Here is a 15,568-nt window from a genome sequence, read left to right as displayed (position 1 = left end):
GTTCAAAAGCATGACTGACAAGACCAGATGCCTGGAAAGGCACGACAAGCCAGGGAGCCAGGCGATGGGGGTGATCACGCGACTCAAGACACGTCTGACAGGTGGTGGAGACGGTGGCAATGGCCGCCTGATCCGCAATCTGGCCTGGATGGGCATGTCGCAAGGGGTGCACCGCATCGCGCGTCTGGGCGCGACCCTGGTGGCGGCGCGCATGATCGCGCCGGAGTCCTTCGGTATCGCCGCCATCGTGCTCACCGCGCACGAGATCATGCACGCCATCTCCAATGCCGCCGTGGTACCCGCTCTGGTGCAGGCCGGTCGCGAGGGATATGAACGCCTGTGCCGCGATGCCTACTGGTTCAATTGGGTGGTGTGTCTTGGCCTGATGGTGCTACAGATGGCACTGGCCCCGCTGCTGGCCTACCTCTATGACGCTCCCGATCTGACCCTGCCACTGATGGCGCTGGCGCTGATCTTTCCGATGTTGCCCCCCGCCGCCATCAACGCGGCGCGAATTCTGCGCAGCAACCGCCTGCACATCACGGCGCGCATCGAGATGGGCCAGAGCATCGGCGAAGCCATCGGTGTGATGCTGCTGGCCGCCATGGGCGCCGGGTTCTGGGCCTTGATCCTGCCCAAGCTGATCGTGACGCCCATCTGGACCCTGACCTACCGCTGGTGCGAGTCATGGCGCATAGATGAGCGCCCCTCCACGCTTTGGTCGCGTCCGCTGATGAGCTTCGCGCGCCCGATGATGGGCGTCGAGGTGGTCTCGGTACTGCGTCAGCAGATGGATTACCTGCTGGTCGGCGCCCTGTTCGCCATGGACGTGCTCGGCGTCTACTTCTTTGCCTTCAATGCCGGACTCGGCATCAGCCTTGGCCTCTTGCGCGCCTACTCCACCGCCATCTTCCCGCAGCTGTGCGGCGACATGACGTCTCGCGAACGACTGGCACGCATGCACCACGGCATGCGCCTGTTCGCGCTGGTCGCCGTGCCCGCCATCATCGCCCAGAGCCTGCTGGCGCCCTGGTATGTACCGATCCTGTTCGGGGAAGCCTGGGTCGAGCGTGGCGCCCTGCCGATCCTGATCCTGATCTGCCTCTCGGCCCTGCCGCGCATCCTGCTCGACAGCTGCGGTCAGTTGCTGCGTGCCCAGGGCATGCCCGGGGCAGACCTCAAGCTGCAGATCTTCATGACGCTGATGCTCGGCGTCGGCATGTTCGCCGGCGTGCCCTTCGGCATCAATGGCGTCGCGGCCGGCATTCTGGTCGGCATCAGCCTGGCCGCCCTGCCCGGCTATCTGTGGACACGCCGGCTGATCCTCGCTCAGGACGGCTTGGTGGCAGATGCGCCGCCACCAGACACACCAGACACACCTCACGCAGCATCCACCGCATCGCTTTCCCCAGACAGGGACGTCCAGGAGGCCAGACCATGACCCCGACCTTTTCGGTCATCATGCCGATCTACAACGTCGAACGTTTCGTCGCGGCCGCCATCGACAGCGTGCTGGCGCAGAAAGACGGCGACTTCGAACTGCTCATCATCGATGACTGCTCCCCCGATGGCAGCCGGGCGATTTGCGAGGCCTACGACGACCCGCGTGTCACGCTGATCACGCATCCGGTCAATCGCGGCCTGGCCGGGGCCCGTAACACCGGCGTGCGTGCCGCTCAGGGCCGCTATCTGGCCTTTCTGGACTCCGATGACATCTGGGAGCCCGCGAAACTTGCGCGCCACCGCGAGCACCTCGAGGCACGCCCCGAGGTAGGCCTGTCCTTCTCGCGCTCGGCCTTCATCGATGCCGACGGCGAGCCGCTGGACTACTTTCAGATGCCGAGCCTGACCGACATCACGCCGGGGCTTCTGTTCTGTCGCAACCCGGTGGGCAATGGCTCGGCACCGGTCATCCGCCGCGAGATTCTCGAGGCCATCGCCTTCGACTGTGAGGTCAAGGGGGGCGGCGTGCTGCCCTGTTACTTCGATGAGAGCCTGCGCCAGAGCGAAGACATCGAATGCTGGACACGCATCGCCCTCAAGACCGGCACCACGGTGGAAGGCATTCCCGAGCCGCTGACCCGCTACCGTCTCAATGAAGGCGGGCTTTCGGCACAACTGGAGCGCCAGTACCAGAGCTGGCTTGCGATCGTCGAGCTGACGCGCGCCTACGCGCCTGACTTCATCGAACAATGGTATCCCCGCGCCCAGGCCTATCAACTGCGCTACCTGTCTCGTCAGGCGATTCGCCTGCGTGACGGGGAGGCTGCCTGGGCGTATTGCCGCCGCGCCATCAAGGCATGGCCGGGCGTCTGGAAGGCGGAATTCGGGCGCACCGCTGCCACGGCAGGGGCCGCCCTGATGTTGCGCGTGATGCCCAGGAGTCTCTATCTACGCTGTGAAGGGCTCGCCCAGGGGGTCATCGGCAAGGCGCAGAAGAAGAAGATCGACAATGCGCCGCGCCCGCAGTCGGCCAGACCGAATCAACAGCAGGACGCTCATGAAGTGGAGTCGCCATGATGAGCCAGCCATTGGATCAAGCCCTCTTCGCCACAGAGCGCGTCAAGACGCTGCCTCACGTCAAGGTGCTGGGGGTGCCCTTCGTCAACACCAGTCTCGACACCTGCCTGAGCCTGCTCAAGAGCTGGATCAGCGACCCGCAGCCGCGCACCGTCAACTTCGTCAATGCGCACTGCCTGAACGTGGCCCAGGTCGATCGCTACTACATGCAGGTGCTGCATGACAGCGACCTGCTGCTGCCCGATGGCAGCGGCGTCAAGATGGCCTGCCGCATGCTCGGCCAGGAGCTCGAAGCCAACCTCAATGGCACCGATCTGCTGCCCCACCTGTGCGACATGCTGGTGGCGGAAAACAAGCGCCTGTTCCTGCTCGGCGCCGCCCCGGGCGTGGCCGACAGGATGGCTGACAAGCTCCGCGAGCAATGGCCGACGCTCGAGATCAGTGGTGTACATCACGGTTTCATCGGCCCGGAAATCATCGACGACGTGCTGGCGCAGATCAATCAGGGCACCGACCTGTTGCTGGTGGCGATGGGCGTACCGACGCAGGAGAAGTGGATCTCGACCTATCGTGAGCGACTCGAGGTGCCAGTGGTCATGGGCGTCGGCGGTCTTTTCGACTTCTATTCCCAGCGCATTCCACGTGCGCCGGGCGTCGTGCGCAGACTGGGCATGGAATGGGCCTGGCGATTGCTGATAGAGCCACGCCGCATGTTCAAGCGCTACGTACTTGGCAACCCGAGCTTTCTGATGAGCGTACGTAAATATGGGGAAGAGGCGATCCCCGGACGCGGCCTGTGGATGAAATCACGCTCCAACTGGCGCCACTTTCGATGGCGAGTGAGCAACTGGCTGACCCCGCGCGCGCGCCGCGCCATGGATATCGTCGGTGCCAGCGGTGTGCTGCTGGTGCTGTCGCCACTGCTGCTGGGCACCGTGCTGGCCATCCGCCTGGAATCGCCAGGCCCAGTGCTGTTCGGCCAGGAGCGTATCGGGCGCCATGGCAGGCCGTTCAAGCTGTGGAAGTTCCGTTCGATGTACATCGACGCCGAAGAGCGTCTGCGCGAACTGCAGGCCGCCAATGAGAGCGAGGGTGGGGTGCTGTTCAAGATGAAGCAGGACCCGCGCATCACGCGGGTGGGCCGTATCATCCGCAAGCTGTCCATCGATGAATTGCCGCAGCTGTGGAATGTGCTGCGCGGCGAGATGGCACTGGTCGGGCCTCGCCCGGCGCTGGCCCGCGAGGTGGCGCTCTACGAGGCGCGCGCGCGCATGCGTCTGGATGCCACCCCGGGGCTGACCGGGCTGTGGCAGGTGTCGGGCCGCTCGGACCTGTCCTTCGAGCAGCAGATCCACCTGGATCTCTTCTACCTGCATCGTCAGGGAATCAAGGAAGACATCAAGCTGCTGTTGCGCACGATTCCTGCCGTTCTGACCAGCCGTGGAGCCTACTGATGCGCGAGACTTCTCTCATTCGTGCTGCGCTGCACCAGTGTCATGATTCATGCCAAGGAGGTGTGCAATGCATGTGATCCTGTTGGCGGACCGCCTCGGCCAGGAAGTCGCGCCGATTGACCGCCGTTACTCGCCGGCGCTGCTGCCGATCGCCGGACGCAGCGTGCTGGAGCGCAACCTCGACCTGCTGGTCGGACGAGGCGTGACGCACATCAGCCTGATCATCGCCCGTGACCCCGAGTGGTTCCGCGCGCGTATCGCCGATGGCTCACGCTGGGGCATTGATCTCGACATACTGCCGATGCCCGGCGAGCGAGACCCGCGCGAGCAGATCAAGCGGCTCGGCGCCATGGCCGCCCTGCCTGCCCCGGTGCTGCGCGCCGATGTGCTGCTGATGCCGGAGTGGTTCCAGGATGACAGCCTCGCGATCAGCGAGCAGGCCATGGCGTCAGGCGCGCCGGTCTGCCAGCCAGCCAGCGTGGCAGACCCGTCTCTCACTCGCCTGCACTGGCCGGAGTTGCGCGACAACCCCCGGCTGGGGCCGGCCCTGCTGGCCTCGCTGTCGCACTATCACACCCTGGTGATGCAGGCACTCGATGCCGATGACTCAGGCCTGACACCGCACGGTGAGCGTGGGGTATTGCCCGGCGAGCAGGACCTGCACCACGTCTACTACGCCGCCGGCGCAACCCGCCTGGATGAATCGCGCCTCACTGGTGGCTTCGCCGGCATCACCACCCATGTGGAGCCCGGCGTGCTGCTCAAGGGATACTGCTGCCTCGAACAGGGCAGCTACGTGGAAGAAGGCGCCATGCTCGAGGACTGCGTCATCCTGCCCTTCACCCGCGTACACGGTGGCCAGCAGGTCAACGCCGGCATCCTGTTCGAGGGCGAGGCACTCGACAGTACGGCCCCGCACTGGCTCAAGGACCGCCGTCAGGCAGGCGCCGCCTCGCAACGCGGCGTCGCCTACCGCAACCCGGCACGCCCTGAATGGCAAGAACGGGTTCTGGCGGCCCTGATTTCCCTGGCCACACGCCCCTTCGGCTCACGCTACAAGGAGCTTCGCCATCGCCTTCGCCAGGTGCAGGACAGCCGCATGCGGCTCTTCGGGGCACTGCCCGAGCGCTCGCCACCGCCTCTGGACAGGGTCGGCATCAGCAGTGCAGGCGCCATCCAGCCCCCGGATTGGCGCGCCACACCGGATGCCTTCGCTGCGACGCTGGAGGCCATCCAGGTCGGCCAGACGCCGGGGCTTCGCAGCGCCCTTCGCGAAGCCTGGCGTCTGCGCCAGCAAGGCAAGCAGCAGTGATCGCGCCCGTTCATGCTTCCCCCTGAACTCGCCTCGCGCTACAGGACGAGACACAAAAAAACCGCAGTGCCGTGGCACTGCGGTTTTTTTCATACGGACTTCGTCATACGAGCGCTTGCGATCACTCGCCAGGTAGCATGAGCGGTCTTTGACACCGACTCAGCGATGCTTGGCCAGCCAGGCAAGCGCGCCCTCGCTGCGCTTCCACTGGTCCCGCATCAGGGTGCGGTACTGCCAGGCCTCGCCACGCGTGCCGGGTTCCGGCGCTTCCACCGCCAGACTCACTGGCCGCGGATGCTCCGCCAGCAGCAGGCTGATCAGATGCGAATTGGCTTCCCGCACGATCTCGAGTGCCTGCTCGGCATCCTTGTCGCGCCCCAGTCGGTAGAGCGCCAGCACCTGGCCCATCAGGATGCCCAACAACGGCATTTCCTCATCGACGGCACGTCGCTCGATATCATGCTCGGCGAGGGTCACGGCCTCGTCGTTGCGGCCTTCGCGCAGCAACTGATCCAATACCAGCTCACGCAGGCCGAGGCTGTCTTCCTCGTCGAGCTTGAGCAGGCGCTCCGCCAGCTGGCGCGAACGCTCGCGCTCACCGCGCTCCATGCCGATCACCAGCCCCAGTCCACAGCGCAGCAACTGGGCGTTGTCGCCATCTTCCCAGCGCAACAGGCCGCCGGCCTGTTCGATCTGATCGAGCCAGCGATCGAAGCGCTGCGCCAGCGGCACGAAGAAGGTGTCCGACATCCACGGCAGGCTACCGAAGCGACTGGCCAGCGCCAGGATCAGCCCCTGACACACCGACGGAACGTCCAGCCACTCGGGGCTGGCGCACAGCTGCTGCAGCCATTCGTTGGGGTCCTGGACATCCCAGGGATCGATATCCAGCGCCAGTGCCGCCTCTTCCTCGATACGCGCCGGGAAGACCGCCTCCCAGAGCCCGAGTGTCACGGCCTGCTCCGCATTCTGACGGAACAGCAGACTGCCATCTTCCTGCGTTTCCAGCGCCAGACGCGGCGGATGCTCGATCACCTCGAACAACGCCTGCAGGGCGGCCAGTGAATCCGACAGGGACTCATCGGAATTGACCATCTGCTCGGCGAGCGTGGCACGCGGGTTTTCGGCCAGATCCGCCAGGAATTCCAGCTGACCGGGCTCGATGTCCTTCTGCTTGGACAGACGACGCCACCAGAAGCGCGCACGATCCTGCGCCTCTTCCGGCTGGCCCTCGTGCAGCAGCAGCATGGCTTCGATATAGGCAAGCGTCGGCGAATCGGGCAGCGTCTGCTGGGCACGAATGAAGGCGGCGCGCGCCGAGCCGAGATCATCGCTGTCCAGATGCAGCAGACATTGGTGCTCCAAGGCGACGCCGCGCAGGAAGGCAGGGCCACGCTCCAGCACCTCATCGAGCAGCAGCGCCTTCTTGCGGGTGAAGCCGCGCTCCTGATAGAGATCCAGCAGCAGCTCGAAGCCAGGCTCGGCCTGCTCGGGCAGGCGCGACCAGTCGCTGGTATCGAACAGCGCCTCCATGATCTGCTGAGCCCGACCGCGATTGCCGCTCTCGGCGCTGATCAACCCCGCCTCGAGCAGCGCCTGCGCCGGCGCGAGACCGGAGGCCAGCGCCGCCTTGAGCTGTTCGCCCTTGAACTCGCGCAGCGACAGCATCCACATCAGATGGTCCGGAATCGCCGGCAGCTGCACCTTGTCGCAGCACTGCTTGTACTTGCGACCCGAGTCACACCAGCAAGGCTCGTTGCGCCCGGGCGGTGCCAACGACTCGCGCGCGAAGTCGAGTCGCACCAGCGGAGTCTGGCTCCACAGCACCGGCGCCAGCGCTACCGCCAGCGCTTCGTCGCCACCGCTGTAGTTCACGCCCTCCGAATGCGCCCACTGCATGAAGGCAGGAAAGGATTCATCGGCGCGGATGGCATCAAGTGCCCCACTGGCGTAACTCAAGAGCCGTTCGACCCACTCGGCAAGCATGGCATCTCCCTAGAAAAGCGTTTCACAGCCCTGCAGGCACCGCATTCTGGTCGCCACCTCGGCGTTTCCTCAGGCGCGGTGCCCGTCAGAACCTGCGAATCAAGGGGCGAAGTCTATCACGAGGAAGCCTCGCCCCTCATCGTTCACTCACTCAAGCGGCTGACGCAGCGATAACCTGCTGACCTGAGCTGTTCGGCCAGACAGGCGATATGCGCCGGGCCCACCTCGCAGCAACCGCCGACGATACGAATGCCGGCATTGACCCACCCCAGCGCATGCGCTGCGTACTGCTCCGGCCCCAGGTCTTCGCGCGCCTTGAGGTCCTTGACGGTGCCGCCGGGGGTGAGTTCCGCAATGGAGGTGAAGCCATTGGCATAGGCGCCGGTCGGCAGCGGGCTGGCCAGCAGATTTTCCAGACTACCCTGAATGGCTTCCGGCGCGCTGCAATTGATCAGGACGGCGTCCACACCCATCTCCTGGAGCATGATGATCGCGTCTGCCAGCGGCTCACCGCTGCGCAGGGTCGCGGTCAGATCATCCTTCACCGTCAGCGAGACCCACACCGGCAAGCCGCTCTCGAGTGCGGCGGTGGCAGCGGCGCGAGCCTCGACGCAGGAAGACAGCGCCTCACACAGCAGGACATCGACCAGCGGCGCCTGCAATTCCACCAGGCGGCGATAGCTGGCAAGGGATTCGTCAGCACTCGGCGCGACATCGGGGCGATAGGTGGCGACCAACGGCGGCAGGCAACCCGCCACGCGCACGTTCGCCTCGCCACTCAGGGCGATGGCATCCCGCGCGGCCTTGCCAGCCGCGGCATGAATCGCCGCGATCGACTCGCCGACACCCGCCAGGCCCAGACGCTGCGGCGTGGCCGTGTAGGTATTGAGCGTGATGACACGCGCGCCGGCACGAATGAAATCCAGGTGCAGGTCACGCACCAGCTCAGGCTGGTCCAGCATCACCTGAGACGACCACAGCGGCGTCGGCTCACGACCGCTACGGCGCACCAGTTCCTGACCCATGCCGCCGTCCAGCAGCACGACTTCAGCCCCGTCGCCTGCCCCCTTTCCTGCTTCCAAGACTCGTTCCACACAACCTCCAGAGCTTTTTGATGTCCTAGCGTGAGCCTGACGACCTGGCGAGACCCACTGGCCAGTCAGTGGCGGGCGAAATTCTACCACGCTCGACCCGCTTGCGGCCCTTGCTCACTGGAGCCAAAAGGCTGCCCAATGCTACTGTTGACGGCATTCTTTGCCCCGCGCTGCGCTCGAGGCTCGTGCTCACGAACCTCTCGGCAGCCCATGTCGCGCCAGATGCCCCACCCCGTTCAATCAAGGAAGCCTGCCTTGCTGTTGCCGAGCCCCTTTCGTCCCCGAGCCAACACTGCCAATGACGCGCCCCAGGTACGTCTGGAGCGTGAGGGCCGCGACGAGATTCGCCGCATTACCCAGGCCGTGGAGCGTGTGCCCTGGTCGGTGAGCCTGATGCAGATCCTGTGGACCGCAGGCCCGGTGACGCTGATCGGCGCCTGGGGCGGCTATCTGCTCGGTTACGGCAAGGAACCGACCTTCGAGAACTACATCTTCTTCATCTCCTACACCGTCATCACCGGTGTCGCGGGCATCGTGGCCAATATCGCCCACAATCTGACCAGCTCACGGCGCTATGACCGCACCGAAGCCAAGATCGAGCGCGTGATCGACACCGTGCCGGAGCTGATCCTCGCCACGCGCAACCTGATCGTCGAGAGCCTCGAAGGCGATGCCCGCCGGCGTGAAGCGGCGGCCATGCTGCTGCGCAAGCAGGACCTGGCGCCGGAGGGGGTCGAGCTGGCGGCGCTGGAGCTGCTCGATGACCGTGATGCCGCGCGCATCATCAGCCAGATCGACGTCTACCGTCGCGTGGGCCTGCATGCGCGTATCCGCGACATGAACAGCCTCAACCGTGAATGGCTCGAACCCCAGTTCAATGAGCTGGCCGAGCTGGCCCCCGAGGCCATCGGCCTGCTGCGTGAGCGCTTCGAAGGGCGCGCGCCCGACCTGCACAGTGGCGTGCCGCGTGACGAGAACTTCATCGAGCGTGTGCTGGCCGCCATCGAGCAGGACAACGACCTGCTGATGACCCTGCAGGACGTGGAGGAAATGCTGATTCTGGCCTTCGAGCTGATCAGCGGGCGCAAGATTCCGCTGCTGACTTTCGAATACCGTGGCCGCTGGAAGCTGGCGCGCGCACTGGACAACCTCGAGCATGCCCGCTCGCGTTATCGCATTCGTCAGGCCACCGGCCTGTCACGCCTCAAGGCGCTGACGGTCTATCTGGCCGAGCAGTCCGGCACCCTGGTGGAGGATGCCGCCTCCGGCCTGCGCGCCGAGGTACTGCTGGAGCGCTCCACCCAGGCGATGGACGCCCTTGCCGAGCAGGTGACGCATCTGGCGATCGCGGTCAATGAGGGCGATCGTGAACACCGCGCCGCGCTGCGCTCGCGCGCCGACATACTGACCAACGCCATCCGTCTCTACAAGACGGTGACCAATGCCTACGAGCAGGTCGGGCGCAGCCACGCCGTCTTCCTCAAGATGTCCAAGCGCTGGGAAAACATCGCCTCGCAGATGTCCGATGACGCCACCCGCCTGCGGGTCGGCCCTGGCCGCCGCGGTCTACGCATCCAGGAAAAGACCATCGCGCTGGACGATGAAGCCAAGGCGGAGGTCTGCAAGCATCTGGCCGATCACTTGAACGAGAGCCGCATCAAGCGCGTCGACAGCGAGATCGCCTACCAGGCCCGCGAGACGGTGCTGCGGGTCGGTGTCGACAAGGCCAAGGCGATGGCGGTCGAGATCGCCCTCGCACTGGAGCCCCACATACACCTGTCACGCCCGGCCGTGCAGCGCGCCATCAATGGCTCCAACGCCGCCTATTTCGGCCAGCTGGAGCCCAATCAGTCCGCGGCAGCCAAGGCGGCCCTGGGCAGCGCCATGGTGCGCGAGATCGACGATGACCTGTCACGCACCGCCGAATCACTGGCCATCGCGCTGGTGCGCCACTACCGCGTCGAGCTGGAGCCGCTGGCCATCGAGTTCCTGCGCGACACCTTCGGCGCCCGTGAAGCGACACTCAACATGCTCAGCAACTATCAGCCCACCGACCACCACCCGGTCAGCTATCTCTCCAATCGCCCACCGCTGATCCAGACCGCCAATCGCGACTGGTATCGCGCCCTCGTCCAGGCACGTCGTGCGCTCGACGACGATTGATCCCTGCCTCGGGCCAACGGCATACTGTATGGATCATCATATCGACAGCCTTTGACCGCAGGATGCCCGATGCGTCTGATCATCGCCGAAAAGCCCAGCCTCGCCCGCGCCATTGCCGAGGCGCTGCCCGGACGCTCAAGCAAGCGCGACGGCTATATCGATGCCGGTGACACCCGTGTCACCTGGTGCATCGGCCACCTGCTGGAGCAGGCCCCGCCGGATGACTACGACGAGCGCTTCAAGCGCTGGTCGCTGGATCATCTGCCGATCATCCCCGAGCAATGGAAACTCAAGCCGCGCAGCCAGGCGCGCGGTCAGCTCAAGACCATCCGCGAGCAGCTCAAGCTGGCCGATGAGGTCGTGCATGCCGGTGACCCTGACCGTGAAGGCCAGCTGCTGGTGCAGGAAGTACTGGAGCACATGCGCTGGCGCGGGCCGGTCAAGCGTCTGCTGATCAGTGACATGAACCGCCCCGCCGTCAGCCGTGCCCTCAACAAGCTGGACGACAATCAGCGCTGGCAGCCGCTCTATGAAGCCGCGCTGGCGCGACAGCGCGCCGACTGGCTATATGGCATGAACCTGACCCGCGCCTGGACATTGACCGGGCGCCAGGCTGGCCACGACGGTGTCCTGTCGGTGGGTCGTGTGCAGACGCCGCTGCTGGGGCTGGTCGTGCGCCGTGACGAGGAAATCGAGGCCTTCGAGCCCCGCGCCTTCTTTCCGCTGTGGATCGAGGCTGGTGTGGCGGCGGGCAGCTTCAAGGCCTGGTGGCATGCGCCCAGCTCGCCCTGGTTGCAACGCCTGGCGGACAAGGGCACCCCACTACCGCTGGATGACAAGGGTCGCCTGCTGGATAGCCGCCCCGCCGAGCGCCTCGCCCGCCATCTCGCGACCTTGACCACCCTCGGCGATGGCCATGTCGAAAGTGTCGAGGCCAGCGACAAGTCTCAACCCGCACCGCTGCCCTACTCGCTCTCGGCGCTGCAGGTCGATGCTGCGCGCCGCTTTCGCCTGCCGGCCCAGAAGGTACTCGACACCTGCCAGGCGCTCTATGAGCGTCACCAGCTGATCACCTACCCGCGCTCCGATTGCCGTTATCTGCCGCGCGAACATCACGCCGGAATGGCCAATCTGATGATCAGCGCCTGCGTGGGCGACCGCGAGCTTGAGCGCTTCAGTGGCGGCGCCGATTTCAGTCTGCGCTCGCGTGCCTTCAATGACAGCAAGGTCAGCGCACACCACGCCTTGGCGCCGACCGGGCGTGAACCGGACTATGCGCGCCTCTCTCGCGATGAAGCCAACCTCTATCGCATGATCACGCGCAACGTGCTGGCCCAGTTCTATCCGGCCTATCGCTATCGCGAGGTCAAGGTCGAACTGCGCTTCGCCAAGGAGCCCTTCCGCGCCAGTGGCCGCAGCGTCATCGACGAGGGCTGGAAGGTGCTGTTCCAGCGCACGGCGGAGACCAGGGAGGCAGCTGACAGGAACGCAGCCGCCGATGACAAGACCCCGCCGCCACTGCCCGCCCTGACGGCAGGCGAACCGGCCTGCGTGCTCGACTGCGGTATCGAGGAAAAGGAGACCCGCCCGCCGGAGCCCTTCAATGACGCCAGCCTGATCCAGGCGATGATGAACATCGCACGCTACGTCGAGGATGAAGCGGTGCGGCGCACGCTGCGCGATGTGGATGGCCTGGGCACCGAGGCGACACGCGCCGGCATGCTCGAGACCCTGATCAATCGCGGCTATCTGGTGCGCGAGGGCCAGGCGATGCGCTCGACGCGTATCGGCCGCGCGCTGATTCATGCCCTGCCGCCCGCCGTGTCGCGCCCGGAGCGCACCGCACAATGGGAGCAACGCCTGAGCATGATCCACGAGCAAGGCGACCCGGCGGCGCCCTTCTTGAGCGATCTGATCGTGGATCTGCGTGCGCTGCTCGCCGATAGCTCCGCCAGTCGTCTGAGCACGGCATTGGCCAGCGTCGGCGGTGCGACACCCGCGCCGCGCAAGGGCGGTGGCAAGGGCGGTTCGCGTCGCAAGGCCACGTCCTACAAGAAGCGCGTGTCTGGCAGTGCGTCAGGAAAGGCTGCTGCTGGCAGCACTACGGACGGTGCTTCTCGTAAAAGTGCCTCATCCAGAAGCCCCCGCAAGCGAGCGACTACCTCACGGCGCAAGACCGATAGCTGACAGCGGGTCAGGTGGAGTACAACCGGCCTCCTCCTGCGGGCAGGGGTATTGCTATTCTCTTTTCCAACCAGCACTGCTCATCTCTCCGATGACAGATGGCAGATGGCAGATGACACGAGGATGGATACGCACACAATGATTGATCCGGAAGACAACTGGCTGTGGATCATCGGCCCGGGTGCCATCGGGCGCCTGTTGGCGGCTTCGCTGATGGCAGCACGCCAGCGAGAGCTTCGGGAGCAGGGAACATCCGAGCTACCGCGTGTCTTGCTGCTGGGACGCCAAGCGATGCCGGGGCAGGCGGTCGCGCTCGAGATGACTACACCTGAAGCACTATGTGTTATCGAAAAGATAATCTATTCAACAATTGACACACTACAAGGCCTGCCATCCAGAAAGCCCTCTGCCATCTGGCTGACGACCAAGGCCCACGGCGTACCCGCCGTGTGGCAGCAACTGACACCACATATCACGCCCGAGACACCCGTGACCTGCTGGCAGAATGGCCTGAGCGCTCAGCCGTGGCTGGCCGAACGCCACGCCAACCTGCTATGCGCCAGCACCACCGAAGGCGCCTGGCTGCCAGCCGAGACTGGCGCCAGCGCGACGCCTGACACTGACCCAACAACGGATGACCTCCAGCACCTTGGCGTGCAACACGCCGGGCGCGGCCACACCTGGTTGGGCGCATGGCAAAGTGACGGCGACGGCGACCCCGGCCGCCAGTCCCATCAGGCCGCTCTCTTGCAATGTGACTGGCTCAGAGCAGCAGGGTTTGCATGTGAACAGACATCGGACATCCAGACTCGTCTGTGGCACAAGCTGGCGATCAATGCGGCGATCAATCCCCTGGTGGCACGCTACCGCATTCGCAATGGCCAGCTGCGCGACCAGCCCTTTGCGCCAATGGTGCGCCAGGCTGTCGAGGAGATCAGCACGGTACTGGATAGCGAAGGCATCCCTGCTCCGGGGGGAGGCTGGCAGGCGCTGGTCGAACAGGTCATCCGCGCGACCGCCAACAATCGCGCCTCGATGCTGCAGGATGTGCTGGCCGGTCGCCCTACCGAGGTCGAGGCGATCCTTGGCCCGTTGCGCAGCACTGCCTCCCGACATGGCCTGGCCCTGCCCTTGCTGAATGACCTCTACCACCAGCTGAGCACGCCGCAGCGCTGAAACCGGCATCACGACCAGCCCACCTGACTCGACAGCCTGCCAGATGACACGCACAAAAAAAGACCCGCCTCGCGAGAGACGGGTCACAAGCAACAGCCAAGCTGTCGAGAGAGAGCAATACTGGCAGCCTGTCAGCCTCAAGCACGACGTACATGACGTTGACAGGCAACCGCTGGATCAGTGGCCAGGACTCAGTGCTCGCGTAGTTGCCTGCGCAGCGGCTCGCGAGCGCTGAGTCGAAAGAGCACTCATCCAGATATCAGGCTTCAGCGGTGGAAACGCTCTGAGGCTTCACGCGCCAGCGCGCGGATACCATCCCAGTCACCCGCATCGATCAGCTTCTGCGGCGCGACCCAGCTACCACCGACACACATCACGTTCTTGAGCGCGAGATAGTCAGCGGCATTGCTCAGAGAAATGCCACCCGTCGGGCAGAAGCGTGCTTCACTGATCGGGCCACCGAAGGACTTGATCGCATTGACGCCGCCCGAAGCTTCCGCCGGGAAGAACTTGAAGCGACGGTAACCGTACTGCCAGCCCGTCATCAGCTCCGAGACGGTCGCGACACCCGGCAGCATCGGCACGCTGCTGGTCACGCCGTACTGGTACAGCGCTTCGGTGGTGCCCGGCGTGACGATGAAGTCGACGCCCAGCTCTTCCACCTGGCGATACTGTTCCGGCGTCAACACGGTGCCGGCACCGATGCTGGCATTGGGCAGCGCTTCACGCATCAGACGGATGGCTTCCAGCGCGCAGTCGGTACGCAGCGTGACTTCCAGTACGGTCAGGCCACCTTCGTAGAGGGCCTTGCCCAGCGGTACGGCGTCCTCGATGCGCTCGACGGCGATCACCGGCAGCACGGAGGCCTTCTGGCAGATGCTGTCGATCTCGGTGGTGCGAGTCGACGGAAGCTGTTTTTCAAAGCTCATGGCGTTCTCCTTGTGCCGCGGCCAGCCGCCCTTGTGGCTGGCCGCGGCCGATGTGATCAGGGGGCCCAGTAAAGCGCCAGCGGCGCGGACAGGAAGGCACGAATCGGCAGTTCACTGACCGCTTCGACATCGCTCAGCGCACGCGACAACACGGCCTGCTTGTCGGTCCCCGTGAGGTGAAGCACGGTACGACGCGTCTGGCGCAGACGCTCGAGGGACAGCGTGATACGCGCTTGTGGCACGCTGGGTGCTCGCATCGGCACACAGCAATCCGCACTGGTCAGCGCTTCCTGCAGGCGGTCGCCATCCGGGAACAGCGAGGCCGTGTGGCCATCGCCGCCCATGCCGAGAATCAGCGCGGAAGCCGGCCAGGGGAGCGCCGCGATGCGAGCGCTCACTTCTGCGCAACCGTCCTCTGGCTCTGCCTCGGCGTTGGTCAGCGGATGGAAGGTGGCGGCACTGGCCGCGCCGCTCAGCAGGTGCTCACGCACGAAACGTGCATTGCTGTCATCGGCGTCTTCGCTCACCCAGCGCTCATCGGCGAGGGTGATATCGACCCGCGACCAGTCCAGCGGCTTGTCGCGCAGCGCGGCAAACAGCGGCTTGGGCGTGGAGCCGCCGGAAACCACCAGCAGCGCACGCGCTGACGGATCAACGTCAAGATCAGCCCGCAAGGCGGCGGCCAGATACTCGGCGAGAGAGTGTGCAGTCTGACCGCGCGGGTCCTGCTCAGTCACGGTGGCGCTCATC

Annotated in this window: 11 protein-coding genes; 7 read left to right on the top strand and 4 right to left on the bottom strand. The window is 65.2% G+C overall.

Annotated elements, in window-relative coordinates; all coding sequences use genetic code 11:
- Positions 1-64 precede the first annotated feature (64 nt).
- The 4 genes from MKZ40_RS05075 (at position 65) to MKZ40_RS05060 (ending at position 5,286) form a co-directional block, all read left to right on the top strand.
- Positions 65-1,441 carry an oligosaccharide flippase family protein gene (locus MKZ40_RS05075; RefSeq protein WP_175088293.1) on the top strand — a complete coding sequence of 459 codons (1,377 nt, stop codon included), beginning with the start codon at positions 65-67 and terminating at the stop codon, positions 1,439-1,441.
- Positions 1,438-2,520, top strand: coding sequence for a glycosyltransferase family 2 protein (locus MKZ40_RS05070; protein WP_175088294.1), 1,083 nt, complete (start codon positions 1,438-1,440; stop codon positions 2,518-2,520). The genes MKZ40_RS05075 and MKZ40_RS05070 overlap by 4 nt, the downstream gene beginning before the upstream one ends.
- Positions 2,520-3,974, top strand: coding sequence for a WecB/TagA/CpsF family glycosyltransferase (locus tag MKZ40_RS05065; protein ID WP_175088295.1), 1,455 nt, complete (start codon positions 2,520-2,522; stop codon positions 3,972-3,974). Before MKZ40_RS05070 ends, MKZ40_RS05065 begins: the two co-directional genes overlap by 1 nt.
- Before the next feature lie 67 nt (positions 3,975-4,041).
- On the top strand, positions 4,042-5,286 hold the full coding sequence (locus tag MKZ40_RS05060) for a hypothetical protein (RefSeq protein WP_175088296.1): 1,245 nt from the start codon (positions 4,042-4,044) through the stop codon (positions 5,284-5,286).
- Positions 5,287-5,445: 159 nt separating this feature from the next.
- Here MKZ40_RS05060 and MKZ40_RS05055 read toward each other — a convergent pair whose 3' ends face one another.
- Complete coding sequence (locus MKZ40_RS05055; protein WP_175088297.1) at positions 5,446-7,272, bottom strand: SEC-C domain-containing protein; 1,827 nt, start codon at positions 7,270-7,272, stop codon at positions 5,446-5,448.
- 143 nt (positions 7,273-7,415) lie between these two features.
- Entirely contained in the window at positions 7,416-8,354 is a 939-nt protein-coding gene (locus tag MKZ40_RS05050; protein ID WP_254626944.1) for a homocysteine S-methyltransferase family protein, read from the bottom strand.
- Between the two features lie 267 nt (positions 8,355-8,621).
- Here MKZ40_RS05050 and MKZ40_RS05045 point away from each other — a divergent pair, with 267 nt between their 5' ends.
- The 3 genes from MKZ40_RS05045 (at position 8,622) to MKZ40_RS05035 (ending at position 13,889) form a co-directional block, all read left to right on the top strand.
- Positions 8,622-10,529, top strand: a complete 1,908-nt coding sequence (locus MKZ40_RS05045; RefSeq protein ID WP_175088298.1) for a hypothetical protein — start codon at positions 8,622-8,624, stop codon at positions 10,527-10,529.
- A gap of 69 nt (positions 10,530-10,598) precedes the next feature.
- Positions 10,599-12,716 (top strand): DNA topoisomerase III, encoded by a 2,118-nt coding sequence (locus tag MKZ40_RS05040; RefSeq protein WP_175088299.1) that lies wholly within the window; start codon positions 10,599-10,601, stop codon positions 12,714-12,716.
- A 120-nt stretch (positions 12,717-12,836) separates the two neighbouring features.
- A complete protein-coding gene (locus MKZ40_RS05035; protein ID WP_254626945.1) occupies positions 12,837-13,889 on the top strand; it encodes a 2-dehydropantoate 2-reductase in 1,053 nt (350 codons plus the stop codon).
- 266 nt (positions 13,890-14,155) lie between these two features.
- Here the strand turns inward: MKZ40_RS05035 and MKZ40_RS05030 are convergent, their stop codons facing one another.
- The gene (locus tag MKZ40_RS05030) at positions 14,156-14,818 is read right to left on the bottom strand and encodes a bifunctional 4-hydroxy-2-oxoglutarate aldolase/2-dehydro-3-deoxy-phosphogluconate aldolase (protein WP_175088300.1); all 663 of its coding nucleotides are present in this window, start codon (positions 14,816-14,818) and stop codon (positions 14,156-14,158) included.
- A 56-nt stretch (positions 14,819-14,874) separates the two neighbouring features.
- Positions 14,875-15,567: a 6-phosphogluconolactonase gene (gene pgl, locus MKZ40_RS05025; RefSeq protein WP_175088301.1), complete on the bottom strand. Its 693-nt coding sequence runs from the start codon at positions 15,565-15,567 to the stop codon at positions 14,875-14,877.
- Between the last annotated feature and the right edge of the window lies 1 nt (position 15,568).

Source organism: Cobetia sp. BMC6 (genome assembly GCF_029991385.1).
Lineage (GTDB): Bacteria > Pseudomonadota > Gammaproteobacteria > Pseudomonadales > Halomonadaceae > Cobetia.
The sequence above is the reverse complement of the archived record's forward strand: the minus strand, read 5'-3'. Positions and strand labels throughout refer to the sequence as shown.

Excerpts from the sequence above, each read along its gene's own strand:
- pgl (WP_175088301.1), bottom strand. The coding sequence starts at position 15,567 with ATGAGCGCCACCGTGACTGAGCAGGACCCGCGCGGTCAGACTGCACAC.
- MKZ40_RS05035 (WP_254626945.1), top strand. The coding sequence starts at position 12,837 with ATGGATACGCACACAATGATTGATCCGGAAGACAACTGGCTGTGGATC.
- MKZ40_RS05065 (WP_175088295.1), top strand. The coding sequence starts at position 2,520 with ATGAGCCAGCCATTGGATCAAGCCCTCTTCGCCACAGAGCGCGTCAAG.
- MKZ40_RS05060 (WP_175088296.1), top strand. The coding sequence starts at position 4,042 with ATGCATGTGATCCTGTTGGCGGACCGCCTCGGCCAGGAAGTCGCGCCG.
- MKZ40_RS05075 (WP_175088293.1), top strand. The coding sequence starts at position 65 with ATGGGGGTGATCACGCGACTCAAGACACGTCTGACAGGTGGTGGAGAC.
- MKZ40_RS05040 (WP_175088299.1), top strand. The coding sequence starts at position 10,599 with ATGCGTCTGATCATCGCCGAAAAGCCCAGCCTCGCCCGCGCCATTGCC.
- MKZ40_RS05070 (WP_175088294.1), top strand. The coding sequence starts at position 1,438 with ATGACCCCGACCTTTTCGGTCATCATGCCGATCTACAACGTCGAACGT.
- MKZ40_RS05055 (WP_175088297.1), bottom strand. The coding sequence starts at position 7,272 with ATGCTTGCCGAGTGGGTCGAACGGCTCTTGAGTTACGCCAGTGGGGCA.
- MKZ40_RS05030 (WP_175088300.1), bottom strand. The coding sequence starts at position 14,818 with ATGAGCTTTGAAAAACAGCTTCCGTCGACTCGCACCACCGAGATCGAC.